Annotated in this window: 24 protein-coding genes and 1 tRNA gene; 8 read left to right on the top strand and 17 right to left on the bottom strand. The window is 55.8% G+C overall.

The features are described from left to right. Positions 1 to 57: 57 nt before the first annotated feature. A tRNA-Lys gene (locus tag ABJ205_RS00005) sits at positions 58 to 133 on the bottom strand. 138 nt (positions 134 to 271) lie between these two features. Further along, entirely contained in the window at positions 272 to 1843 is a 1572-nt protein-coding gene (locus ABJ205_RS00010; protein ID WP_348160353.1) for a tetratricopeptide repeat protein, read from the bottom strand. 211 nt (positions 1844 to 2054) lie between these two features. Between ABJ205_RS00010 and ABJ205_RS00015 the strand changes: the two genes are divergently transcribed. Then, positions 2055 to 2576, top strand: coding sequence for a PEP-CTERM sorting domain-containing protein (locus ABJ205_RS00015; RefSeq protein ID WP_348160354.1), 522 nt, complete (start codon positions 2055 to 2057; stop codon positions 2574 to 2576). Positions 2577 to 2664: 88 nt separating this feature from the next. On the opposite strand, the gene folK is transcribed toward ABJ205_RS00015, so the two are convergent. From folK to ABJ205_RS00035, 4 genes are read right to left on the bottom strand one after another with little or no spacing between them, the layout of a single operon-like run. Next, a complete protein-coding gene (folK, locus tag ABJ205_RS00020; RefSeq protein WP_348160356.1) occupies positions 2665 to 3129 on the bottom strand; it encodes a 2-amino-4-hydroxy-6-hydroxymethyldihydropteridine diphosphokinase in 465 nt (154 codons plus the stop codon). Between the two features lie 11 nt (positions 3130 to 3140). Further along, positions 3141 to 4007: an N-carbamoylputrescine amidase gene (gene aguB, locus ABJ205_RS00025; RefSeq protein ID WP_348160358.1), complete on the bottom strand. Its 867-nt coding sequence runs from the start codon at positions 4005 to 4007 to the stop codon at positions 3141 to 3143. Positions 4008 to 4024: 17 nt separating this feature from the next. Then, positions 4025 to 4897 (bottom strand): methyltransferase, encoded by an 873-nt coding sequence (locus ABJ205_RS00030; protein WP_348160360.1) that lies wholly within the window; start codon positions 4895 to 4897, stop codon positions 4025 to 4027. Between the two features lie 3 nt (positions 4898 to 4900). Then, complete coding sequence (locus ABJ205_RS00035) at positions 4901 to 5770, bottom strand: hypothetical protein (protein WP_348160361.1); 870 nt, start codon at positions 5768 to 5770, stop codon at positions 4901 to 4903. 135 nt (positions 5771 to 5905) lie between these two features. Between ABJ205_RS00035 and msrA the strand changes: the two genes are divergently transcribed. Beyond that, positions 5906 to 6451 (top strand): peptide-methionine (S)-S-oxide reductase MsrA, encoded by a 546-nt coding sequence (msrA, locus tag ABJ205_RS00040; RefSeq protein ID WP_348160363.1) that lies wholly within the window; start codon positions 5906 to 5908, stop codon positions 6449 to 6451. 2 nt (positions 6452 to 6453) lie between these two features. Beyond that, on the top strand, positions 6454 to 7278 hold the full coding sequence (locus tag ABJ205_RS00045) for a hypothetical protein (RefSeq protein WP_348160365.1): 825 nt from the start codon (positions 6454 to 6456) through the stop codon (positions 7276 to 7278). Here the strand turns inward: ABJ205_RS00045 and ABJ205_RS00050 are convergent. Further along, entirely contained in the window at positions 7262 to 8503 is a 1242-nt protein-coding gene (locus ABJ205_RS00050; protein WP_348160366.1) for an RsmB/NOP family class I SAM-dependent RNA methyltransferase, read from the bottom strand. The genes ABJ205_RS00045 and ABJ205_RS00050 overlap by 17 nt on opposite strands. Positions 8504 to 8563: 60 nt before the next feature. Between ABJ205_RS00050 and ABJ205_RS00055 the strand changes: the two genes are divergently transcribed. Next, entirely contained in the window at positions 8564 to 8746 is a 183-nt protein-coding gene (locus tag ABJ205_RS00055) for a DUF1674 domain-containing protein (protein ID WP_348160368.1), read from the top strand. Between the two features lie 12 nt (positions 8747 to 8758). On the opposite strand, the gene ABJ205_RS00060 is transcribed toward ABJ205_RS00055, so the two are convergent. From ABJ205_RS00060 to ABJ205_RS00075, 4 genes are all read right to left on the bottom strand, one after another. Next, complete coding sequence (locus ABJ205_RS00060; RefSeq protein WP_348160370.1) at positions 8759 to 10168, bottom strand: cytochrome P450; 1410 nt, start codon at positions 10166 to 10168, stop codon at positions 8759 to 8761. Between the two features lie 202 nt (positions 10169 to 10370). Continuing rightward, on the bottom strand, positions 10371 to 11405 hold the full coding sequence (hemH, locus tag ABJ205_RS00065; RefSeq protein ID WP_348160372.1) for a ferrochelatase: 1035 nt from the start codon (positions 11403 to 11405) through the stop codon (positions 10371 to 10373). 94 nt (positions 11406 to 11499) lie between these two features. Continuing rightward, positions 11500 to 13809, bottom strand: coding sequence for a molybdopterin cofactor-binding domain-containing protein (locus tag ABJ205_RS00070; protein ID WP_348160374.1), 2310 nt, complete (start codon positions 13807 to 13809; stop codon positions 11500 to 11502). A 5-nt stretch (positions 13810 to 13814) separates the two neighbouring features. After that, positions 13815 to 14816, bottom strand: coding sequence for an Mrp/NBP35 family ATP-binding protein (locus tag ABJ205_RS00075; protein WP_348160376.1), 1002 nt, complete (start codon positions 14814 to 14816; stop codon positions 13815 to 13817). 74 nt (positions 14817 to 14890) lie between these two features. Between ABJ205_RS00075 and ABJ205_RS00080 the strand changes: the two genes are divergently transcribed. The 3 genes from ABJ205_RS00080 to ABJ205_RS00090 all read left to right on the top strand — a co-directional run bounded on the left by ABJ205_RS00080 (position 14891) and on the right by ABJ205_RS00090 (position 18582). Further along, positions 14891 to 16045, top strand: coding sequence for a protease modulator HflK (locus tag ABJ205_RS00080; protein ID WP_348160377.1), 1155 nt, complete (start codon positions 14891 to 14893; stop codon positions 16043 to 16045). Position 16046: 1 nt separating this feature from the next. Next, positions 16047 to 16889 carry a protease modulator HflC gene (locus ABJ205_RS00085; protein WP_348160378.1) on the top strand — a complete coding sequence of 281 codons (843 nt, stop codon included), beginning with the start codon at positions 16047 to 16049 and terminating at the stop codon, positions 16887 to 16889. A gap of 160 nt (positions 16890 to 17049) precedes the next feature. After that, a complete protein-coding gene (locus ABJ205_RS00090; RefSeq protein ID WP_348160379.1) occupies positions 17050 to 18582 on the top strand; it encodes a Do family serine endopeptidase in 1533 nt (510 codons plus the stop codon). Positions 18583 to 18694: 112 nt separating this feature from the next. On the opposite strand, the gene ABJ205_RS00095 is transcribed toward ABJ205_RS00090, so the two are convergent. The 4 genes from ABJ205_RS00095 to ABJ205_RS00110 all read right to left on the bottom strand — a co-directional run bounded on the left by ABJ205_RS00095 (position 18695) and on the right by ABJ205_RS00110 (position 22592). Continuing rightward, positions 18695 to 20908 carry a PBP1A family penicillin-binding protein gene (locus ABJ205_RS00095; protein WP_348160381.1) on the bottom strand — a complete coding sequence of 738 codons (2214 nt, stop codon included), beginning with the start codon at positions 20906 to 20908 and terminating at the stop codon, positions 18695 to 18697. A gap of 140 nt (positions 20909 to 21048) precedes the next feature. Next, a complete protein-coding gene (gene msrB / locus ABJ205_RS00100) occupies positions 21049 to 21456 on the bottom strand; it encodes a peptide-methionine (R)-S-oxide reductase MsrB (protein WP_348160382.1) in 408 nt (135 codons plus the stop codon). A gap of 14 nt (positions 21457 to 21470) precedes the next feature. Beyond that, positions 21471 to 22142, bottom strand: a complete 672-nt coding sequence (locus ABJ205_RS00105; RefSeq protein ID WP_348160459.1) for a glutathione S-transferase family protein — start codon at positions 22140 to 22142, stop codon at positions 21471 to 21473. An 81-nt stretch (positions 22143 to 22223) separates the two neighbouring features. Next, positions 22224 to 22592, bottom strand: coding sequence for a hypothetical protein (locus tag ABJ205_RS00110; protein WP_348160384.1), 369 nt, complete (start codon positions 22590 to 22592; stop codon positions 22224 to 22226). A gap of 139 nt (positions 22593 to 22731) precedes the next feature. On the opposite strand from ABJ205_RS00110, the gene ABJ205_RS00115 reads away from it, so the two are divergent. Next, positions 22732 to 23124, top strand: coding sequence for a VOC family protein (locus ABJ205_RS00115; RefSeq protein ID WP_348160385.1), 393 nt, complete (start codon positions 22732 to 22734; stop codon positions 23122 to 23124). A 3-nt stretch (positions 23125 to 23127) separates the two neighbouring features. Here the strand turns inward: ABJ205_RS00115 and metW are convergent, their stop codons facing one another. Together metW and ABJ205_RS00125 are read right to left on the bottom strand one after the other, a co-directional pair. Further along, entirely contained in the window at positions 23128 to 23727 is a 600-nt protein-coding gene (gene metW / locus ABJ205_RS00120) for a methionine biosynthesis protein MetW (protein ID WP_348160387.1), read from the bottom strand. Next, positions 23724 to 24821, bottom strand: coding sequence for a homoserine O-acetyltransferase (locus tag ABJ205_RS00125; RefSeq protein WP_348160389.1), 1098 nt, complete (start codon positions 24819 to 24821; stop codon positions 23724 to 23726). The genes metW and ABJ205_RS00125 overlap by 4 nt, the downstream gene beginning before the upstream one ends. Positions 24822 to 24923 lie beyond the last annotated feature (102 nt).

Below are 24923 nucleotides of genomic sequence, written 5' to 3' on the forward strand. Positions count from 1 at the left end.
AGGTAAGCCGGTTTGCAGATGGGCAGAGCGCCTTGTTGTTTAAAAACAAGGACTTGATGGTGAGCCCTGCTGGGTTCGAACCAGCGACCTACTGATTAAAAGTCAGTTGCTCTACCGACTGAGCTAAGGGCCCACAAACGAGGTGACTCGGTAAGTGCGAGAATCTCATGTTGCTCGCAGAAGCGCCCCACTAGGCAGGCAAAGGCGGTCGGTCAAGCCATCTCGGCAGTATTGCATGCGCTTTGTTGCATTTTCTCTCGTCACTGCCCGGCTAAAGCGCGTTTGCAATAGCCCAATGTTCGGCAATTTCTCGGTTCGCTGGCGAAACTTCTCGCGCTTTTTGCAGTAGCTTGCGGGCTTCAGTTTTATCTCCGCCACCTTGCCATAAAGCCCACCCAAGAGTGTCCATGATTTCAGCGCTGGTTGGAGCATGCACCAATGCACGCCGTGCCAGCGCGACAGCTTGATCATGATCGCCAAGCTTAGTCTTTACAGCAGCCGCGTTGTTAAGAAGTCCCGGATCCTCTTTTCCTGCGCCTTCGATCAGGGGTGCATAAATGCGATCAGCCTTAGCCCAATCGCTGGCACGGATCGCGGTTGCCGCCTCGCGCATCTCTGCTTCTATCGAGGGGGCGCTCTTTTTACGCTCTATCTTGGCTCGGATCGACGCCGGGTCCCCTTCGCCCGTTTTCTCTGCCAAGGCCAGGGCGATAGCCAGAGTTTTCTGATCAGATTGCGGGTGGTCAATGACCGGCGAAATCGCTGCCCATGCCTCGTCAAACTTTCCCTGCTCAGCAAGGCTATTTGCAAGAACCTGGCGCGAAAACGGATCACCTCCTGTCGCCTCAACATAATCGCCAAGTGCTAGGGCCGCCATAGCGTTTTGACCGCGACCGGCGTCGATCATCCCGCGCAGACGCGCAAATTCAGGTTCGTTCACCACGGCGGAAGGAGCCTTTTCGATCAACTCGAACGCACGGTTCAAATCGCCTGCATCAAACGCCATTTGTGCAGCAAAGAGCAAGCCGATTGGGTGAGCGGGCCCTGCGTCATTGGCTTTGTTGATCCAATTGCCAGCTTCCTGAGTTTCACCCGCATCACGCGCAATAGCTGCCATCGCAAGCATCGCAGTTTGGTGCATTGGCCGAACGCTGAGAACTTTTTGGAAGTGGCTTTGAGCCTCTTTTGCATCGCGCATACCAAGACGCAGTTTGCCTGCGAATAAATGGGCGTGGCTGACCGCTGGTTCCAATTTCAGGACCGGAGCGAGGCGATCAAAAGTCTCAACAGCTTTGCCTTGAGCCCAAAGCCGTTCGGCATCGACCGTCACAAGGCGTGGATCATCGGTGAACTGCGCAAGACCTTCGTCGAGAGTGTTATAGGCTGCATCAGTCTCGCCGCGCGCTAAGTGGAAGGCAATTTTTGCCGTGTACGCGTGTGCGTTATCCATCTGGAGGCTTTCGACAGATTCGCGTGCCGCCTCAAGATAATTGCCCATCACCTGTGCTTCGGCGAGTTTGGCGCGTGCAATTGAATACTCCTGTGCATCCTCAGACACACTTTGATATTCTGCGATAGCCCGGTCGGGATTGTCCAATGCCATAGCAGCGTCCCCTGCAAGCATACGAACTGCAGGATTGTTTGGCTGGGCATCAATAGCCTTCCCAACCAAATCAAGCGCCGTGCGCGGCTGACCAGAGGCGAATGCTTCTTGAGCAGCAGCGAAGGGATCGGATGGTCCAGTATCGCAGCCTGCAAGCGCAGGGGTTAGGACCAGGGCGGTCGCACCGCTAAGACGAAGAAGGTTCAGGCGCAAACTCATAGTGGTCGCAATACAGGTCATGAGTTAACGGCTTCTTGTTTCGATTCAAACCGTCGGAAAAATTGACAATCAACTATCAAGGGGGATCTGCGTTAACCAACAGATTGGCTGAAAACTGAGATTTGCGGGAGTTTGGCACGGCGATTGCTTCGTTGTCGCTAACCAATGAATACACGCTGGTCGAGGTTGCGAACGCTTTGCTTCCGATGACTGAAAGTCCGAGGGATTAAGCATGAAGACTGCGATCAAAACCGCCGCATTTGCAATGGCAGCGACCACTATGGTTGCCTCTGCTCCATCATCAGCAGCGATCTTTGAATACACGATGAGTGACGGCGACATTCTCACCATCGATACAGATAACGGCACCGGCACATGGATTGGTGATGACGTAGATGTTTCGTTTGAAGGCAATGATATTCGCTCTTTCCAAGGCGGAGACAATCCAAGCTTTTCGTTCACACTTTCGGATTTGACGGGCACGCGCACTATTCGCGGCATCGACTACACTCCGACCCGTGAAAACGGGAGACGTTTCCACCCGTGGATGCTCCTAACCACCAACAGCGGCCAGATTAACCTTTGGTCATGGTGGGGTAACCCCGTTGTTGCCGGCGACTATGTCCGCGGCATTAGCGATTACCGCGTCATTGACGTTCCAGCGCCTGGCGTTCTCGGCCTCTTTGGTCTTGCGCTTGTGGCTCTCGGATTTGGTCGGCGCCGGCGCCGCATCAAAGCTGCCGCAGCAGCCTAATGAATTAGTCTCACAGAACTGGTCCTTCTGTAAGTAATAAGGGCGCGTCGCTGGGTAACCGGCGAGGCGCCCTTCCCGTATCGAGCATTTAAGCCCGCGCGCTCAATTGTCTGATGGTTGAGCCCGTTACGGGGTCACGCCAATTGGGTGCGATCATCTTCGCAGGTCTCAAGACAAAGTCACGCAGCCGGAATTCGTCGTGAGGGATGGTAAGTGTGTGAGACGCAAACTTTCCTCCACTCCAAAGCACAATATCCAAATCAAGCACTCGATCGCCCCATCGCCGCCCAGTTCGTCTGCCAAACTCACGCTCGATATGTTTGAGCCCAGCCAACAAAGCCAGCGGGTCATATTCGCTTTCGATAACAAGAGCCGCGTTGGCAAAGCGCCTTTGAGCAGGGCCTATGGGATCAGTGGAAAAAACCGACGAGCGGCCAGTCACTGTGCCTAGTGCCGCAAGCTCTTCCATTGCAGCGCGAACAACTTCGCGCGGGCGACCGAATACGCGGTGTCGCCGGTTGGAGCCCAGCGCGATCAGGTAAGAACTGCTCATATAGGCTGCGCTCAAATATCCTCAGCAATGCGGCCGTAAAGCTGGGGACGGCGATCACGAAAGAAACCCATGCCCGCCCGGTGCTTTGCTGCCTTTGCAAGATCGAGGCTGGCCACGATGACACCCTCTTCGCCTGCGCCGAATGCTCCGACCAGATCGCCCCATTCATCGCTGATGAAAGAATGACCATAAAAACTCTGTTCGCCCTCATTGCCAATTCGGTTGGCGGCGATCACCGGCATGCAATTGGAAACGGCGTGCCCAATCATCGCGCGGCGCCACATGCGGCTAGTGTCAAGGCTGGCGTCATATGGCTCTGAGCCAATAGCTGTTGGATAAAGCAGCACTTCGGCTCCCTTTAGAGCCATGACGCGGGCGCATTCGGGATACCATTGGTCCCAGCAGATACCCACGCCAATGCGAACAGCTTGCCCATTGTCGCCTGGCAGGTCCCATACTTTGAACCCATCATTGCCAGGCCGGAAATAGAATTTTTCCTCATATCCCGGACCATCAGGAATATGGCTCTTTCGGTATGTGCCCATGATCAATCCATCAGGACCAATCATAGCGAGCGTGTTGTAATAATGATGACCATCGCGCTCAAAAAAGCTCGTGGGAATGGCGACTTTGAGTTTGGCTGCGAGCGCCTGCATGGCGATGACGCTGGGATGATCCAGCGTGGGGCGGGCCAGCGCAAACAGTGCCTCATCTTCTTCGCGGCAAAAATAAGGGCCTGAAAAAAGTTCCGGCGGCAGGATCACTTTGGCCCCGCGCGCAGCCGCCTCTTCAACCATCGCGCTCACCGCAGCGATGTTTGTATTCTCATCATGAGAATTTAGAGAAAGTTGCAAGGCGGCGACCGTGAGAGTGCTCATGCCGCCGCCCTGTAAACTCAAGCAGGCTTTTTGAAAAGCAGGGTCATGCGATCGCTCTCGCCAATGGCCTCATAGGCTTCCTGATTTTCATCACCCGAGCGAAGAGATGGCGGCAAGGTCCATACACCGGCCTCATAGTCCGCCGTGTCAGCTGGATTCGCGTTGATCTCGCTGGTGCCAACAAGCTCAAATCCTTTGCCTTCGAAATAGGCGATTAGCTCGGCTTCCTTGAGGTAGCCCTTATTGCCATCGACATATTCTTCTGGTGCGTCAGGTTTGGCGCGATGTTGAACAACACCGAGCATTCCGCCTGGCTTTAGCGCCGCAAACAGCGCCTCTGTCTCACTATCAGCGATGCCCCAGCGCAATAGATTGTGCATCATTCGGATCATCAATACCCGGTCCACAGTGCCTGCAAGCTCGTCCGGAATAGCATTGCCGAAATAGAAAGGCAGCTTCTCCGTTGGAATGCCTAAGGCTTCGGACTGTGTTTCAGAAAAAGACTCGCCGCCGGCACGCACACGCTCGACAAATTCATCGCCAAGGCTTGCAGCCGCTTCGGGAGCAAAGCCAACGCCGACATACTGGCCATTCTCAGCCAAATACGGCGCGATAATCCGGGTGTACCAGCCGCCGCCAGGTGCATATTCAATCACCGTATGGCTAGGCGCAACTTGGAAGAAGCCAAGCGTTTCTGCTGGATTGCGCCAAGCATCACGAGCTGTGTCCTCGGCGCGGCGCTCATGCGCCAACTCATCGTTTAAATCTGCAGCGATCTTTTCTGCCGAAAGCTCCGTAGAAGACTCTTCAGAGCTTAAAGATGAACCGGCTCCCGCATCACAAGCCGTGAGCGCAAGGGCGCTGATGGCGGCGACAACAAAAGTCCTCATGGCTCAGTTCGCTTTCTTAAACAGAAGGGTCATGCGGTCACTTTCGCCAATGGCGCGGTGCTTGGCCATTTCTTCTTCAGATTGGCGACCAAACCCAAGTGCCGGTGGTAACGTCCAAACGCCGCCTTCATAGTCAGCGGTGTCATTGGGATTGGCGTTGACTTCGCTGCTGCTCACGAGCTCAAACCCGTTGACCTCAAACATTTTCACCACAACTTCTTGTGGCAGATATCCACGTTGACTGCCCACATAATTGTCCCATGAAGCACCCTCTGGCGCGCGGTGTTGAACAACACCGACCATTCCATCGTCTTTCAGCATAGCGCGCACTCCGCGGATAATCTCATCGGCGGTGTTGCCAATGTTAAGACCGTGCATGGAACGGAAGATTAGTACGCGGTCGACTGTGCCGGCGACCTCTTCGGGCATTTCGTCAATCTCGAAGGCGACGACATCTTCGGCTTCCACACCCATGCCTTCAGCAAGCCCTTGCTTGAAGCGCTCAGTCCAACCTTTGGCACGCGCTTCCTGAGCACGATCACGGTAAGCGCGGCCATCGCTGTCGCCATTGAATGCAATGTATGAACCAGCAGGCATCACATAAGGTGCAAGCACGCGGGTATACCATCCGCCGCCGGGGCCATATTCAGCCACCGTCATCGTCGGCTCAACCCCAAAAAATGCGAGCGTTTCTTCTGGGTTGCGGTACTGATCGCGAGCTCGGTCGTCATAGCGCCGTTCATGCGCGAGAACATCGGAAAGGGCAGGCGCGGCCGTTTCTGAATGACCGTCGGCAACCGCAGGAGCGGCAACAGTTAGCATTGCAGAACCAGCAGCAAGCAGGGCGAGCGGGGCAAGGGAATTGAATTTCATTGGTCCGGGATCCTCTCACGGTAAGACTGTTATCAATTCTAGGGCGTGACGAGCACATGACAAGAGAGGCTAAGGGGTCTTTCGAAAATAACCTTCACATCCTATCTCTTGGTGAAACGATTGATCGGAGAATTTATGGAACAAGCAATTATCGCAGGTGGGTGCTTTTGGTGCACAGAGGCTGTGTTCCGCGACGTGATTGGCGTGAGCCAGGTTGAGAGTGGATATATCGGCGGCAGCGTTGCTAACCCAACATACAAACAGGTTTGCACTGGTTCGACCGGTCATGCCGAGGGGATCCGCGTGACTTACGATCCGGGCACGATCAGTATTGCGCAAGTTTATGACGTGTTCCTAGGCACGCACGATCCGTCCCAGTTGAACCGCCAAGGCAACGATATCGGCACACAATACCGAAGCGCCATTTTCCCGTTGTCGGCGGCCCAGGGCGAAGAGGCTAAGGCCGCGATCGAGCGATGGAACACTGACAATGGGAAAACTGCCGTCACGACCGTTGAAGGCCTGGAAGGCGGTGAACAAACCGCGCCTTGGTATCCGGCCGAAGGTTACCATCAGGAATATTGGGAGGGCGAAGGCCAGAGTAACCCGTATTGCCTTGCTGTGATCCCGCCCAAGATCATGAAACTGAGGAAGAGCTTCCAAAAATATGTGAAGAGCTAAAAATGCCTCCCCAACAATCGGCCAATCCTTATTCCTTCGCGCACCAAGTCCAAGCCGATGGATCGGTTGTGTTCGAATGTTCTCGCGATGCGGCACTCAACCCTTGGCTGACCCTCCCACCGCACCATCCGGTTGTTCTTCAAACGCAGAGCTTTTGGACCGCTGTTGGAGCTTCAACTGCTTTGCAAGGTTGGGAAGCAACCAAGTGGACTGCCCTAACTTGGATCGATTGGGAACTGGGCGTTGCCAGCGGAGGTCACGTCACCGTCGGCGTCTATCGCCGCGAGGGCGGCGGTGAAGCTGAGAACCTGGGTTATTCGCTCGACCTTTTCAACGAATCAGGCGCACGGGTGGTCACGATCCAAGGGCGCGGAGTGGTTTTTCGCAAACGAAACTTTGAGAAATGGCGTGAGGGTTCAAAAAACGAGGCTCTCAAAGCTGGTGCGTCCGATGATTTCGTCTTCGCACACCCTAACGCGCTAGGCCTGACCAAGCAGGAGCGCGTGCTAGTCGCCCCATTGGGTGCCAATGCGGCGCACATCGATGCACTTGTGACTTTGGAAAACGGCCTCGCGCCCGGTAACCCTGTGATCGGCGGATCAGGTGACCATGTGAATTCCACTCATTTTCATGAGCTCGCACGCCAGGCGCTGTTCCTGATCAAAGGCCGCGCAGATATCGACACCAGCGGCGAAATGACGATGAAACGCTATGTTGAGCTAGGTACGCCTTTGCAGCTGAAGGTCGTGTCGAACGAGGCCGACAGCATCGGTTTTGAGCTTGAACAGCTCGGCAAGCCGTGCGCTGACATTACGCTTCGCTGGTAGTCCAGCGGCCAATGAAAAAGCCATCGAGCCCGCCTTGATCGGCCAACATTCCGGGATGGGTGCGCAGCCAGCCTTCCTGAGAAGGTTGCAGACCTGCGGTGAGTTCCTCTGACTTTATTGGCGCCAAGGTATGGCCAAACGCCTCGTCGATCCAGCGGGCCTGATCCTCGCCTTCCTCTGTTTCAAGCGAGCATACCGCGTAGACTAGCGTCCCCCCTGGCTTCAACCATTGGGCACAGCGTTCGATCAAAGCGCGCTGAATTTCGGCCATCTCTTCGATTTGGCGCGGGCCAATGCGGTGGAGGGCGTCAGGATGGCGGCGGCATGTGCCTGTCGCGGTGCAGGGCGCATCGAGAAGAATCGCATCAAACCGATGCTTGGGCTCCCACGTCAGCGCGTCCGCGCGCAAGGTGGAGGCTTTGAGGTCTGTGCGCTTGAGGTTGTCTTTAAGAACCCCCAACCGCCTTTTTGAAATATCAAGCGCGGTAACTTTCCAACCCTTGGCTGCCAGAGCCATGGTCTTACCGCCCGGTGCTGCGCACAGGTCGAGGACATGCCTCCCTTCGCCGTCACCTAAAAGGCGTGTTGGCAATTGCGCGGCGAGATCCTGAACCCACCAAGCGCCCTCTTCATAACCTTCGATTTGCTCAACTGGCGTACCTCGTGGCAAGCGGATGTGTCCGGGTGCGAAACTCTCCCCGCCAAGCTTTGCCTGCCATTGTTTGGTTTGGCTGACGTCTTTCAAATGCAGGTCAACTTCGGGAGGTTGGATTAGTCCATGCGCCATCCCGTCCCAGCGTTCTAGCAAACGGTCCGGCAAAGTCGGGGCCCCGGGCAGGGTGACCTCTTGCTTCACCAAGGTCGAGAAAACACCATGCGCGAGCCGTCTTGGCCCGCCTGAAAGGAGCGGTAGGCCCGTCGCGATGACAGCATGAGGCGGGGTCTCAAGCCTCAGAGCCTGTGCCAACATCAATCGCAGCACGCTGCGCGGTTTGGCATCTTGGGGAAGCGGTTTCTTCGTCGCGCTGTCAATCAGAGCATCAATATCAGTGAGCCAGCGCAGCGTTTCTCCCACAATCGCGCGCGCCAAAGCTTGGTCAGCGGGCTTCCTGACATCGCGCAAAGCGGGCGGCGCCGCTTGCTCCAAGGTCTCCCCCCGACGTAAGACTGCATCGAGCATTTTGAGCGCAGCGCGGCGCGCGTGGAATCCTGAAGGTTGAGCCATAGCTTCGCGCCTCTAGCGGTCCTTGAAACCAAGCGCCAGCTTGCGCATTTAGGAAGAACCATGACCAAAGAAAAAGCTAGCCCCAAAGATCGAGCTGCCAAAGCCTTTCAAAAACCCAATCATTGGACCAATGATCCTGCGCCAAAACCCAAAGCGGTCGATCCTAACAAAGACGAACCGCGCGACCTTTCTCCCACACGATATGGCGATTGGGAAAAAGACGGCATCGCTTGGGATTTCTAAAAAGGGGTTGGCTTAGAGCTTCTTGAACTCGATCTGTAGGCCATCTTTGGGCTGCGGGATCGGCCATGGTTGCCATTCGGGCGCGTATCCTGCTTCTGCTTCAATCCGATAGCGCTGCAATAGCTGCGCAAGCAGGATCTTCACCTGCATATAGGCAAAGTGAAGCCCCAAACACATATGCGCGCCGCCACCAAATGGGACCCAAGCGTATTTATGCCGCGCCTTCACCTTTTCAGGCGTAAAGCGCATCGGGTCAAAGGTCATGGGATCATCCCAATATTCCTCTGAATGGTGGGTCCAATATATATTGATCCCGCACAATTGCCCGGCTGGAATGTGGTATCCACCAAACTCAAAGTCCTTGAGCGCCCGGCGCGGCATTGACGGGACCGGCGGCATCATGCGCATCGTCTCTTTGAAGGCCATTTCGGTAAGTTCGAGCTTGCCAAGGTCTTCGTACGACAACGGGCGCGGGTTTCCATCTGCATCTGGACCGCCTGTGACAGCGAAGATTTCTTCGCGCAGCTTTGCCTGCCACTCAGGCTGGACCGCGAGGTGGTACATGAATGACGTCGCCGAGGATGTGATCGTGTCATGCGCTGCCATCAAAAGGAAGCTCATGTGATCGACAACTGCATCAACCTCAAGCAGTGAACCGTCTTCCTTTGTCGCGGTTGCAAATTGACTGAACATGTCCTGCCCGCCGCCTTCCTTGCGCCGCCGGACCACTTCTTTAGTGAGAAACTCCACCATGTACGCACGGCCATCGACACCCTTTTTCATCTTGGTGAAGGGCAGAGGTGTGCGGATCGGCGCAACGCTCGCCTGAACCATATCGACAAAGGCGGTGTTGATCTTATCCGCTTCCGGGCCCCATGGAATGCCCAAGAAACTGTCGGCAGCAAGGTCGAGTGTCAGGCTCTTGATCGCCGGATTGAACCGCATCGGTCCTTCCCAGCCTGCGACTTCGCGCGCGATCCCGGAATTCAATGACCCGCAATAATGACGCATCGGTTCAGGCTTAAACGCGATAGAGAGTGCGCGGCGATCAATGCGGTGATGGTCAAAATCAATCAGCATCAACCCACGCGGAAACAGTTGATCCAGTACCGGTCCCCAACCTTGCTCGCTGGAAAAAATCTTATCCTTATTGAACAGAACCAGCTCATTCGCCTCAGCTCCGATAAGCGCCACATTCCAGCCGCCAAAGGCACGGGTTTTGTAAACCTTGCCATGCTCTTCGATCATCCGTTTGGTAAAACCATGGGGATCGGCCAATTGGCGAAAGGTGTTGCCTATCAAAGGCAGGCCCGCATCACCCGGGATATGGGAAATGTCAGCTTCGGTTGGAATACCTTCGCTCCAATGCGCAAATGTAGGGCGCGCGGAGCCTGTTGGCTGGGGCTGGGCTAAGGTCGCCATAATTTGATCTGCTCCGAAACACCTGAGATTAAGTACACGGATTGAAACCTATCAAATTGCAACGCCACTTCCAAGTTAAAGACGTCCCGTGACCTCATCAATTTTTGAGGACGCTTTGGTGTCACCCAAACTTAAGGCAAATCTCTTGCTGAACAGACGTTTAAACATCGGCGGCCAAAATCACGGCCTGACAGTGTCGGAATTAAGTCCAGCCAGACAACTCGCGTGCCACAAGCGCTTCGAGCATTTTGACGCCTGATCCCGAAACATTCAGGCATTCGAGTACAGCAAAGTCCTCGCCGCCCGCCTCAAGGAATTCGTCTCGACCCTCGATCGCTAATTCTTCCAAAGTTTCGACACAATCGGCAGAAAAGCCGGGCGCGGCGACGACCATCCGCTTTGTGCCTTTTTCGCCTTCAGCCACAAGTGTGTCATCGGTCGCGGGCTCCAACCATTGAGCCGGGCCGAACCGAGATTGGAAGGTTGTCTGAAACCGAATGCCTTTCCAATCGGGGCGATCTTCCAAGCGCTCCCGCAGAAGCCGCGATGTCTTTTGACAGTGGCAGTGATAGGGATCACCTTTTTCAAGTGTGCGTTGGGGCATCCCGTGGAAGCTTAAAAGCATCACCTCTGGCTTGAACGTCAGGGCACCGATCTGGGCGGTGAGGTCTTCGGCCAAAGCATTCAGATACAGCTCGTCATCGTGATAAGGCGGCAAAAACCGTAAAGCCGGTTGCCAGCGCAGCCCATTTAAGACGTGGGCCACTTCGTCAAATACAGTTGCGGTCGTGGCAGCGGAATATTGCGGGTAAAGAGGAGCAATCAGGATGCGGTCGCACCCTTGCTCGATCAGTTTGGTCAGCTGGGTTTCGAGCGACGGATTGCCATAGCGCATGGCGTAATCAACGATGATATTCTCACCAAACCGACCAGCAATCGCTTCGGCTTGACGCGAAGTGATATCGGCCAAAGGCGAGCCGCGATCGGTCCAAACTTTGGAATAAGCAGCGGCGCTTTTCTTAGGGCGAGTGTTCAAAATGATCCCGCGCAAGATCGGCTGCCAAGCGATTGCTGGAATTTCAATCACGCGCCGGTCGGACAGGAATTGCTTTAGATAGCGTTTCACAGCAACCGGGTCAGGGGCATCAGGTGTGCCCAAATTGACCAGAAGTACGCCCACAAATCCGCTCGAAACCGGCGGGTGCTCTTTGGGAAGGTGTTGTTTTTGCCAAGTCATAAGTTGAGGCAACGCTTTAAATAGAGTTTCGGGTCCAGTCGCGCCAACAAATTCCTAAAAACTCGCCGTTATCTCGCACGCCAATGATGTGGGTCTAGAGCCCACCTGAAAGTAGAGGCAGTCGCCTCAAGCGCAAGCCTGTAGCCGAAAACAGCGCATTTGCGATAGCGGGAGATGCGACGGCAACGCCTAATTCTCCGGGGTCTGCATGCGGTTGACTGCTCGGCAGAAAATCAACGACGATCTCTGGGCAATCAACAAGCTTGGGAAGACCTAGATCGCTATATTCAAAACTCTCGGGAAGGCCGCTGCGCATCGTAGGCGAGTTGCCAAGTGCAATGCCGAGACCAAAAAGCAACCCTCCCTCGATCTGTTGGCGTGCGATATCAAGATTGACGATCCGGCCAATATCCACGGCAGCAGAAAGGCGCGTCACCCGAAGCCCACCTTCACCGCGCCGGGCTGTCGCGACACAAGCGATCCGGCCTCCGGTTGGGGCATCACCAATGCGATAACAGGCTAGCCCTTGGCCGCTTTGATCGCTGCCGCCGTCCCATTGCGCCAAAGTGGCTGCGCGCTGAAGACAAGCAGCAAGCCGGACATCAGATCCGAGCATCGACATGCGATAGGATAAGGGCTCGCGCCCGCTTTCTGTCGCGATTTCATCGATAAAGCTCTCAATTCCAAAAGCACTTGCCACATGCGCATTGCCCCGCACCCGTCCGGCAGGATATCCCGTCTCCACGGGGATGTGGCGCACTGTGACGCTGGGTAGATCGTAAGGAGGAACAGTGCCTTCAACCGCAAGCGCGTCCTTTTGACCAGTCGTCTCTCTAATGGCCGCCCATGGAGTGAGATTGCCGAAAAGGCGCTTGCCAAATTCATGTGTCGAAGGCGGAGTGGCCACGCGCAGTTTCAGCGCGTCAATGATGCCGCTAGGAGGGCCAGCCCCTTCGCCGCCAGCTAGCTGAGCACCGATCAAGGTAAAGACCGGCGCAGATGGTCGTGAACGGATCATCTCCTCTCGCCGGGACCAAGTCAGCTGAACCGGTTTTCCCAATTCCTTGGCGATATGGACCACTTCAATCGCGTGGTCATGCTCTAAGCGTGCATCAAAGCTTCCGCCTGCAGACATGGGGTAAAGGGCGACGTCTTCGACGCTTAGTCCTACAGCTTTAGCGGCGGCTGCCCTTGCCTGCTCAGGAGCTTGTGAAGCGATCCAAAGCTCCAAACGGCCATCAGAAAAGCGCGCCACTGCGCTTGCCGTTTCGACCGGGGCCGCGTGGAAGGCATCCACTTCATAACGCCGAGCGAGATCGACCCGGGTCATCGCTTCTTCGCCGAAGCCGATTTCAGCGATCTTGAAGCTATCTCCGGAGGTCAAAAGCGTGTCGAGCCTTGCGGTGATATCCTCGCTGCTGACGGGGAAGTCTGCGGTAAATTGCGGTTCCATCGCTTGCAATGCCCGCTGTGCAGCCCATGATGTTGTTGCCGCCACAGCGAGCCAACGCTTAGTCTTTACCGCGCCGACAATCCCAGTAATCCCTTGCGCAGCCTCCACACTAAAATCGGTCAGTTCACTGCCGTTGTTGGGGCCATGACGGATCGCGGCATAGACCATGCCCGGTAGGCGAACGTCGCCCGCAAACCTGTGTGATCCATCCACTTTAGAAGGCAGATCGATGCGTGGGAATGATCCAGTCAATGCGCCGCCTGACTGATTGTTTAGCGTCTGGCTGCTATGTGGGTTCGCGTTTGGCGCCTCCGGCTTCAGGGGCGGCGGATCAGGCGGCGATTGCTCTGCAGCGCCCGAGGCAAGTTCGCCAAATGTGGCTCGGTTGTCGCCAAAAGACACAATGCCTGCCTCAACCTGGCATTCCTCCCAAGAAGTCTCCCACCGGGTGGCCGCCTCCATCGCCAGCATGGCCCGCGCAGTAGCAGCCGCTTCGCGCACGGGTTGTTCATATGCGGCCAAAGAGGTGCCATCAGCGGTCGCCGTGAATCGTTGCGAGGTTGCGAATCTGTGCGCAAGCATTTCATCCGTATTTTCGGACAATCCAGCAGTCACCGGGTCCCAAAGGCCAATCCAACGCTCTGCCAACGGTGCATTGGCATATGCGGCTGCGGCGGCAGCAGGCTCGACCGCAATCTGCCGCCAATCTGCGCCGAGTTCTTCAGCCACAATCTGCGGGATTAGAGTGGTAATCCCTTGCCCCATCTCAAGTTGGGGCACAGCGACGCTCACCACCCCGTCCTCTGCGATTTTGAGCCATGCGCCCAACACATATTCTCCGCGCGCGGGTGTCAAAGGGTTGGGGTAATTGCGCGGTAAAGCCCACCACGCGATCAAAAGCCCGCCGCCAACAGCAGCGCCTCCAATCAATCCTCGCCGGGTAATCTCCATAACGATTAGACTTTGCCGTTCCTGATCCAGCGATCAAGCGCCTCGGCGATGGCTATAAACGGCCTTGCGCCTTCATCGTCATTTACTGCTGGGGGCTTGCCAGCATCACCTGCGAGCCGTGTTTCCATCGTGAGCGGGATGCGGCCAAGAAATGGTATTTCAAGCGCCCCGGCAAATTTCTCTACGCCGCCTTCGCCAAATGGGTTGGAGACATGACCGCACTCTGGGCAGGCATACCCAGACATGTTCTCGACAAGGCCGATGATCGGCACATTGCCGTCCTCAAACAACTGGCCTGCGCGGGCCGCATCGAGAAGCGCCAAATCTTGGGGCGTTGAGACAAGCACCGCGCCATCGGGCTTGTTATCGGCCATCATCGAAATTTGCACATCCCCTGTACCCGGCGGCAAATCGATCAGCAAAAGCTCGGTATCGCCCCATTGTGCATCAACAATCTGGGTGAGAGCTTTGCCTGCCATGGGCCCGCGCCACGCCAGCGCTTTACCCTGCGCAACGAGGTTGCCCATCGAGAGCATTTTCACACCGTGCGGGCTTTCAATCGGCACAAGCTTGTCGCCATCCGCCTCTGCCTTCGCCTTTTCGGTCGCGAGCAAGCGTGCCTGTGACGGCCCGTAGATATCGCCATCAATAACACCGACCTTTTGACCCATCTTTGCCAAAGCCACGGCCAAATTGGTTGTCAGCGTGGATTTGCCAACGCCGCCTTTGCCCGATCCAATTGCGATAATCATGCGGCGACGACGTTCTGCGATAAGGGCAACACGCGCTTCATCCACCTTGGCCAAACCTTGTAAAGCGTTTTCAATTAGCTTCTCAAGCTCTTCGCGCGCCTTTGCGCCGAGGTCGCCCGCCTCAGCGACCACAATTGCGCGGCCTTCTTTCAAGCGTGCCGAACGAATTCGCCCTTGGATTTCAACCGGCAATGCCCCTCGCAAAAGGGCTTCATCTTGGTCTAACTCGGGCTGATTGGTGTCATCGCTACTCATGATGAAACCGCTCTAACATCAAAATCCGCGTTTCAACCCCTGTTTTTCCTGCAAACGCATCCTATAGAAAGAACATGCGAATTTTTGACGGTTTTAAACAGCAGATTGGCCTAGCGATGGCTGGTAAGAAAAATCCTTGGGGCAAACCCAATGAAAATGGAGATGGTGACGGCAGCGATTCATCGGGTGAAAGCTCATCCGATGACAAGCCCGATGGCCCCGGAAAGGATGGACCGCGTAACCCTTGGCTTCCCGGTGGTGGTGGTTCCGATGATGGCAAACGCCGTTCGGCCAGCATTGAAGACATCTTCAAGAACAGAGGCCCGGAAGGCCCGCGCCGCGCTGGTGGCGGAGGCGGCCCAACGCTGCGCATGCCGGAACGTCCGGGCGGTGGCAGTTGGCTACCCGTGCTTCTTGTCGGGGCCGCAGCTGTTTGGGTGATTTTCTCAAGTGTTCACTTCATCCAACCCGGCGAGCAAGCGACCGTGACCCGCTTCGGCGGCAAATATGTCGATAGCTTCTCTCAAGGTACGAACTGGTCCCTTCCTTATCCAATCGACATCGTCGAGATCGAAAACGTGGAAGCCGCCCGGATTGAGGAAGTGCCAAGCAAGCTCATCCTGACCGGCGATCAAAACTTGGTTGACCTCAGCTATTCCGTTCGTTGGAATATCAATGACCTTTCGTTGTTCCAATTCCAGCTCGCCGATCCCATTGAAACCGTGCGTGAGGCAGCCGAGACCGCGATGCGCGCATCGGTTGCAGAAAAAACGCTCGACACAGTGATTTCGGGCGAAGGGCGGGCTGATATTCAGGGCAACGTCCAAACCCGGATGCAAGGTATCCTCGACGCCTATGGCGCGGGGATCTCGGTTCTGGGTGTCGAAGTCGACAAAACCGACCCCCCTGAAAGCGTGGTTGAGGCCTTTAACGACGTTCTTGCAGCCCAACAGGATGCCGAACGTGAATTGAACGGTGCACGTCGGTATTCACAGCGTCTCTTGGCCCGCGCCGAAGGTGACGCAGAACAATTCAATCAGATTTACGGCGAATATCGCCTTGCCCCGCAAGTGACGCGCCGAAGGATGTATTACGAGACAATGGAAGCCGTGCTTTCCCGAACAGACAAGACCATTATCGATGCTGATGGCGTGACCCCTTATTTGCCTCTACGCGAAGTGGAGCGGCGCTCCGCCGAACCCGCAGCTCCAGCGACGGGAGGCCAATAACATGAACAGCATCTGGACTCGTTTTCGCCTTCCGATCATTGCAGCGATCGTAGCCCTTGCAGCGACTGCATCGACTCTGTTCGTTACGCCTGAAACGCAACAAGCGGTCATCATTCGAACGGGTGAACCGCAAGACATCGTCAACATGTACAATCCTGAAGATCCCTATGGTCTGACAGGGGCCGGCATCTGGTGGAGAATCCCCTTCGTTGACCGTGTGCAAATGGTCGAGCGCCGCGTTCTCGATTTGGACATGGACAACGAGCAAGTGCTCACCAGTGATCAGCAGCGTCTCCGCGTGAATGCCTATGCGCGCTATCGGATCATTCAGCCGGTAACGATGATCGAACGCGCCGGTGACGAATCGAGGCTGAATGTGCAGCTCGCACGTATCCTTCGCTCGGCTTTGCGTCAGGAGTTGGGCCGCCGGACATTCGCGAGTCTCCTCACAGCCGAGCGCGGTAATGCCATGAGCCGCATTCGCGAAACGCTCGATACGCAATCGCGCGAATACGGTGCGCAAATCATCGATGTACGGATTAAGGCAGCCGACTTGCCCGAAGGGACGCCATTGCAAGCAGCCTTCACAAGGATGATTTCCGAACGCCAAGAGCAGGCTGAAACCATCCGCGCGCAAGGGCGCAAGAATGCGCAGATCATCCGTGCCGAAGCCGACGCGCAGGCCGCATCAACCTATGCTGCTGCCTATGGCAAGGACCCGGATTTCTACGATTTCTACCGCGCCATGGAGAGCTATCGTCAAACCTTCATCAATGGTGAAGGCGACAGTACGATGGTCCTTGATGCGGACAATGAATACTTCAACCAGTTCAATGGTCGTTGATGGAAACGGGTAACCGACTAACGGCTGACTGCGAACTACCGACTACATTCGTGTTCAATCGCGGTTAAGTGCGTGTAAGGCCTAAAGGCAGGCGTAACTTAGAGTATCTCAAGGCCCCGGCTTTAGCATGGGTGCCTCATGAAGGAAGGAATGAGAGGACGTGAGCAACGTGCGGTATGTTTATGGACTGACGAGCGCGCTTCTGGTTGGAGGCGCAGCGGTTTCGCTGATGACGGGTATCCCGGCAGGAGCGCAAGTCGCGCAAAACGATAGCAGCGTGATGGAGAACGTCGTGCCGGTCGCTGGTGCGCCGGCGAGCTTCGCTGATCTGACGCAGCAATTACAGCCTGCCGTGGTCAACATCGCGACACGGCAATCGGTCGAGGTCAATCGCAACCCATTTGCAGGCACGCCTTTTGCCGAACTGTTCAACCGCCGCGGAGGCAATCAGCCGCAGCGTCGCGAAGCGCAATCCTTGGGTTCGGGCTTTATCATAAGCGCCGATGGCTTTGTCGTGACCAACAATCACGTGGTCGCCCCTGACAACCGCGCTCGTCTTGAAGAGATCACCGTCACATTCCCAGACGGCACCGAATACGAAGCTGAATTGGTCGGGGCAGATGCCGCGTCGGATTTGGCGGTACTCAAGATCAAATCTGAGAATGCGTTCCCATTTGTGACATTCGGCAATAGTGCCGAATCGCGCGTAGGCGAATGGGTCGTTGCGATCGGCAATCCCTTTGGCCTTGGTGGTACCGTTACCTCCGGGATCATCTCTGCAGTTTACCGTAACACCGGACAAGGCGGCGCCTATGACCGCTTTATCCAAACCGATGCCAGCATCAACCGAGGCAACTCGGGCGGTCCTCTGTTCGATATGCGCGGCAATGTGATTGGCATTAACAATGCGATCTTCTCGCCATCTGGCGGGAGTGTCGGGATCGGATTTGCAATCCCGAGCGAGATAGCAGAGCCGATTGTCAATCAGCTTAAGCAAGGTCAGGAAATCGAGCGCGGCTATCTTGGCGTTAGCCTTCAGCCGATGAACGATGATCTGGCCGATTCGCTTGGTCTTGATCGCAATCGCGGCGAAATCGTACAGCTTGTTACCGATGACAGCCCGGCAGAACGCGCTGGAATGCAGGCAGGTGATATCATCGTTGAGGTCAATGGCCGCGAGGTTTCTTCCGAGCAAACGGTGTCCTTCCTTGTCGCCAACATCGATCCGGGAGTGACCGTCCCAGTGAAGGTTCTACGTGAAGGCAGCGAGGTTGAGCTCGACACCACTCTTGCTCGCCGTCCAAGCGAAGATGAGCTTGCCGAACAACAGCAAGACTTCGACCCGGATTCAGAAGAACCAATGAACCCGGATCAGATGGACGATCAGATTGCTGAGAAGCTTGGCCTCCAAGTTCTCGAAATGACCCCGCAAATCGCGCGCAGCCTTGGGGTTGATGCCGATACGGTGGGCCTTGTGGTCGGCGCAGTTGATCCAAACTCGGATGCGGGCCGCAAGGGTCTTCGCCGCGGCGATGTGATCTTGTCTGCGAACTACAACGCTGTTGGCACGATTGAAGCGCTGCGTGAACAAATCACCGCCGCCGAAGCCGATGGCCGTGATGCGGTTCTCTTGCGCATTCAACGCCGTGGTCAACCACCGCGCTTCCTTCCAATCCGGCTTCGCAGCAACTAAACGCTAAGCCGCAACCGAATGGAAAAGCCCCCGCTGCCACATCGGCTCCGGGGGCTTTTTGTTTGCGCATCGTGAAGGCCTTGGCTCTGGTCACAGGCTAGCGAGCTGCGGATTACAACGGCGGGTCATCCTCACGCAGGAAACCCGGGTCAGAGACCGAGCTTGGCGGCTCCGGTGTGTTAGGCGGCGAGTTCGCTTCACCGCCAATCGCCTGTTCTAGGAAATCATCAGTGACCGCCGCGGGCGGCTCTTCAACGGGATCAAGTGGACGCTCGCCATCAATGTCGAATGCTGGGCTGTCAGGATCGCGGCGCCCTGGCTCGATAAGATTGCCCTGTTCATCGATGAAATAATAGTCGTCCGGATCGCCAAACAGAGCCTCTTCATCAGGCTCAAGCCGCCATTCAGGCAAGTTCAACTCAGTATCGAACTCCTCCACCGCCCTGTCTTTCACTGCATAACGCATATAGGCAGCAAATGCTCTTGCGGGCGCGCGGCCACCTTGGAGGCCCGCAACGCGTTTTGCGTCATCGCGCCCCATCCATACGCCGGTGGTTATCCCGCTAGAGAAGCCTACAAACCAACCGTCCTTGTTTGAACTGGTGGTCCCGGTTTTGCCGGCGACCGGCCGCCCGATTTGCGCTGCACGGCCCGTGCCCGTCTGTACCGCAGCCTGCAAAAGGTCAGTGATCCCAGCGGCCACATAATCAGGCACCAGCTTGGTTTCGCGCGGCGTCTTGTGTTGATAAATCGTCTCTCCATCCGAGGTCACCACTTTGGAGATCCCATATGGCTCGACCGCCATGCCGCGTGCAGAAATACCCGCAAAGGCTTGCGTCATTTCAAGAAGGCGAACCTCAGAGGCGCCCAGAACCATGGATGGGAACGTTGAAACCGGCGAACTGATGCCGAAACGTCTGGCCATAGACGCAACCGTTCCAAAGCCGACTTCATTGCCCAATTGCGCAGCGACGGTGTTGATCGAAAAAGCGAAGGATGTGCGAAGGCTTGTCTCCCCCACATTGCGACCATTGGAGTTTCGCGGGCTCCACCCATCAATTGTCACCGGCGTATCGACGACCTTGTCTTCAGGTGTGTAGCCTGCTTCCAAAGCGGCAAGATATACAAAGAGCTTCCACGAAGAGCCCGGCTGGCGCATGGCGTCGGTTGCGCGGTTGAAATTGCTTTCAACATAATCGGTGCCTCCGACCAAAGCGAGGATCGCGCCGTCACGATCCAGACTTACCAAGGCACCCTGCGCGCCATCGGGAGAGTTTGATGCAACTGCTGCGGTTGCCGCGCGCTGCATTCCCACGTCCAAAGTGGTCCATACCTCCAAGGGAGCGTTGGTCTCCGGCAAGATGATATCGAGCTGTGGCAGTACATAGTCGGTAAAATAGCGGACTGAGTTTTGACCGGCTTGCTGCTTCAGTTGGACAGCATCCACATCGACCGAAGCCTGATCGGAGGTGATGTACTCTTGCTCTTTCATTAGGCGGAGCACGACCGCCGCCCGGTCAACCGCCGCCTGAACATCGGCAGTGGGGGAGTAACGGCTGGGTGCCTTTACGAGCCCTGCAATAATCGAGGCCTCGGCAACGCTCAATGTCTTGCCCGGGTGGCTAAAGAATTTGCGCGACGCGCTGTCGACACCATACGCGCCGCCGCCGAAATAGACCTTATTGAGGTAAAGTTCGAGGATTTGCTCTTTGGAAAACTTCCACTCCAGCGCCATCGCAAGTATCGCCTCGCGCGCCTTACGATCGAAGGTCCGGTTCGAGCTTAGGAAAAGGTTGCGGGCCAATTGCTGCGTAATCGTGGAGGTTCCGCCCACACGCGAGCGCGCCCCGGTAAAGCCTTCTACAACGGCGCCCGTCGTCCGGATCGGATCGACGCCGTAGTGCGAATAGAACCGCTTATCCTCCACCGCGACCATGGCATTGCGCATATTTTCAGGGATGTCTTGAAACTCAAGCCATTCACCAAAGCTTGGGCCGATCTCGACAATCTCGCTACCATCGCGTGCGCGCACCAGTATGGTCTGCCCCGCTTGGCTGGCCTTAAGTTGGAAAAAGCTGGGCAGTTCACGGGCAGCAAAGCCGACCGCGAACGCTAGAAAAACCGTCCCCAAAAGCGCAGCAACCCCGCCGAACACCGCAAAGCGTTTGGTCCATTTCCAGAACGGGGAAGGTGCGCCTTCGCGTTTCAATGTCGTCTTCTTTTTTGAAGAGGATTTCTTCGACTTCCCAGAAGCCGAGCGCTCAGTAGCGGCGCGGCGCGAGCCACGCTTGTTCTTATTTGAGAGGTTGTCACCTCGCTTCGACATCTAGCGTTTTCGCACTTCGTTGCAGGCCACCTGCCCAATTTCTGACACATTATGTCTAAGGAACTTGTAACGAGGCGTGAACGCCGGGGACAGGCTCATCCCCACAAGTTGTCTGAATTATGCGCCAAATTGTGCGAAGTTCAGTCTTCTTCAGGCGCAAATGCGAGTGCGGCTGAGTTGATGCAATAACGAAGACCGCCTTCTTGTGGTGGCCCATCGGGAAAGACATGACCCAAATGCCCGCTGCATTTCCCGCAACGAACCTCGGTTCGGATCATGCCGAATGATACGTCGCGGTGTTCGTCAATGACTTCTGCATCAGCAGGCTTGGTAAAGGCAGGCCAACCGCATCCGCTGTTGTATTTGGCCGCGCTAATAAAGAGCCGGGTCCCGCATGCAGCGCACAGATATTCGCCATTCTCGTAGAATTTGTCATACTTCCCGGTGAATGCGCGTTCTGTTCCCGCTTCGCGTAAGATGTGGAATTGTTCCGCCGAGAGGCGTGCCCGCCATTCTTCATCGGCTACGGCCTTGGGATCATCGTTCATCGGGGTTCCTAACTCTAGCCATCAACAAGCGCATAGTGCGCCGGAGGTTTGATCACGTCCATGCGCTCAGACAAGAGCGGACGAAAACTTGGACGGCTTTTGAAAACGGAATACCAACCGCGCGTCTGCTCGTGCCCTTTCCAGTCAATTCCGCCGAGGTAGTCGGCAACGCTGATTTGGGCAGCAGCAGACAGATCCGCAAGGCTCATCGTGGAACCAGCGAGCCAAGGACGATTGTCGATAAGCCAATCCATATAGTCCAAATGCCCATGCGCATTCTTCATCGCATCGCGCAAAACGGTGCTGTTGGGAGGCTGTTTGTAAATCAACCGCTTCTTCATCCGCTCCATCAAAAGCGGGGCAGTGACATCGCGGTAAAAGTTTTCATCAAACAATGCGACCAGACGGCGGATCTCTGCGCGGCCCGCGGCGGTTCCGTTGATCATTGGCGATGTATCAACCGTCTCTTCGAAATATTCACCAATCGCCCGGCTGTCAGCAAGCGTGATGTTCTTCTCCTGATTGACCACCACCGGAGTGGTCCCCGCAGCATTCAAGTTGGGGAACATGTCGGACGGTGCCCAAGGGTCCTCGCGCACAAGGTCATAGGCGATCCCCTTCTCCCCCATAAGAAGGCGAATCTTGCGAGAAAACGGACACAAGGGAAATTGATAGAGATGCCACATTGCGTGGTCAGTCATGCCTCAAACGCAATCGAAAATCCACCAACTTAAGGCTCCAACGTCAGCCTATCACCCGCCAGTCGATTATGTGCCTTGAAGAAGGACCAAACAGCCGGGCATCATTGCCTGCACGCGTGCAAAATCATCGGTTTGATGCCTTTGCGTTTCGCCTAGGATAAGCGTGCTCACCTCGGAACGCTCAAGGCCATATTTATCCATTAGACGCGCTATCGCGCCAAGAAAAAACTCGCGCGCGCCTACCTCTTCCATGCTTGGCCAAGCACCGCCGCGCGTATCGCCTGAAACCTGCCATCCTTGTACGATGGCAAAGGCCACGCCGCATCGCGGTGCTGTGGCTTCTTCAAGTGACAGATCTGCAAATGAAGAAGGTTTGGCAAGAACAGGTGTGGCCGCCTGAAGCGCTAGAGCTGCTGCAAGTGAGGAAAGGATCATGCGTTTCTCTTAGCTGGATACATCTGAACCTGCGACTACGATTTGCGTGCCGGCACCGCATGGCAAAGTTTGACCTTGCCGCGTCTCTAATTGCAACCTACCTCCTTCCATGTTCAATGCATGAGAGGAGACAATTTCCATGCTTAATCACGTGATGATCGGTTCCAACGATATCGAAAAGTCCAAAGCCTTTTATAACGCTGCTCTTGGCGTTCTTGGTGCTGGTGAGCCTATGGCTCATGTCAATGACACGGGACAAACTCGCTTGTTCTACATGCACAAAGGCAGCACTTTCTCGCTCAGCGAACCAATTAACGGCGAGCCTGCTCAACCTTCCAATGGCTTTACCCTTGGTTTTGTATGCGATTCACCTGAGCAAATTCAGGAGTTCCACGACGTTGCGGTCGCAAACGGCGGTACCACTTGCGAAGACCCTCCCGGCCTTCGCGAAGGCTCAATGGGTCCAATGTATCTGTGCTATTTCACCGATCCTGACGGCCACAAAATCTGCGGCCTTCACCGTCCTAGCTGAGCCTCAGCAACTTAGCTGAAACACAGCAATTTCAGCGCGCCAATTGGCTCCTAGCGAGCCGATGGCGCGCTCATTTGCAAAATTCCATTCGCGGGCAATCTTAGCCCCTTTTTGGGAAACAAGCGCGCGGAAATCTTCCACTGTCACATGGTGGATATTCTCAGTTTCATACCAGCTCACCGGAAGCGCATTCGTAACCGGCATTTTCCCCCCAAACATTAGGGCAGCGCGTGTGCCCCAATGGGCAAAATTGGGAAAGCTCACAAAAGCAACTCCGGCAACGCGCAATAGCTCTTCAAGCACCTGGTCCGGACGATTTGTGGTCTGAAGCGTGCGGCTGAGAACAGCAAAATCAAACGCTTTATCCGGATAGTTTGCAAGGTCGGTGTTAGCATCGCCTTGGACAACCGAAAGCCCGCGCGACACACACCGTTCAACCTTCACCGGATCCAATTCGACCCCCCGCACATCGGCACCGTGTTCGGCTTCAAGTGCGGCCATCAATGCACCATCGCCGCAGCCCACATCAAGGACACGTGCATCTTTCTTCTCAAGGCCGATTTGATCAGCAATTGCCGCAAGGTCGAAACGCAAGGTGCTCATTCGATGAACCCCCGAACCACGCGATCAAGTTGATCGTGGGGCAATAGGAAACTGTCATGCCCCGCAGTGGCGTTAAGCTCAACAAAGCTCACTTTGGCGGATGTTGCATTTAATGCGTGGACGACGTGGCGGCTCTCTGCCGTTGGATAAAGCCAATCGGTGTCAAAGCTAATCAGGCAAAACCTCGCCGATGTTTCGGCAAAGGCATCGGCAAGCTTTCCGCCGTGTTCTTCCGCGAGGTCAAAATAGTCCATCGCTCGCGTGATATAGAGGTAGGAGTTGGCATCAAAACGCTGGGTGAACCCACTTCCTTGATAGCGCAGGTAACTTTCAACCTGAAAGTCGGCCTCAAACCCGAAACTCTTGGCATCACGGTCTTGCAAACGGCGTCCGAATTTCTCGGTCAACCCTTCTTCAGACAGATAGGTGATGTGCGCGGCCATGCGGGCAACAGCGAGGCCGTTATCAGGTTTTGCATCCCCTCCATAATATGCACCGTCCGCCCAATTGGGATCAGCCATGATTGCTTGGCGACCAAGCTCATGGAAAGCGATATTTTGCGCAGAATGCCTTGCAGTGGAGGCCAGAACCAATATGCGCTGAGCGCGCTCAGGCCAATTGGCAGCAAGGCTCAGCGTTTGCATTCCGCCCATCGAGCCGCCAACTACCGCATGCAATTTCTCAATGCCTAGCCCATCAAGCAGGCCGACAAGGCCGCGCACCATATCGCGGATGGTGATGACCGGAAATCGCATCCCATAAGGTTTTCCATCTGGCGCAATCGAAGCGGGCCCAGTTGAGCCCATGCATGAGCCAATCACATTGGCGCAGATGACGTGAAAACGGTCCGTGTCGATGGGGTTGCCCGGTCCAACCATGCGTTCCCACCAACCCGGCTTGCCGGTGATTGGATGATTGCTTGCCACATATTGATCGCCAGTGAGCGCATGGCACAGGAGGATCGCATTGGATTTCTCCGGGTTAAGCTCGCCATATGTCTCATATGCAATCTCGCAATGCTCCAGCACCTGACCACTATCGAGCGGTAGAGCGTCATTTAGCGCGTGCACTTTGGAGGCGAGGGTATTCGTCATGGCTGCATCGCGGCTTGGGGGAGCGCCTACGACATGTCAATTGGGTCAGCATGTCATTTGCTGCAACGTGCTGATTGGGCTGTTCTTGTGCTCGTCAAGCCG

It is taken from the genome of Erythrobacter sp. (assembly GCF_039988855.1).
Classification (GTDB): Bacteria; Pseudomonadota; Alphaproteobacteria; order Sphingomonadales; family Sphingomonadaceae; genus Erythrobacter.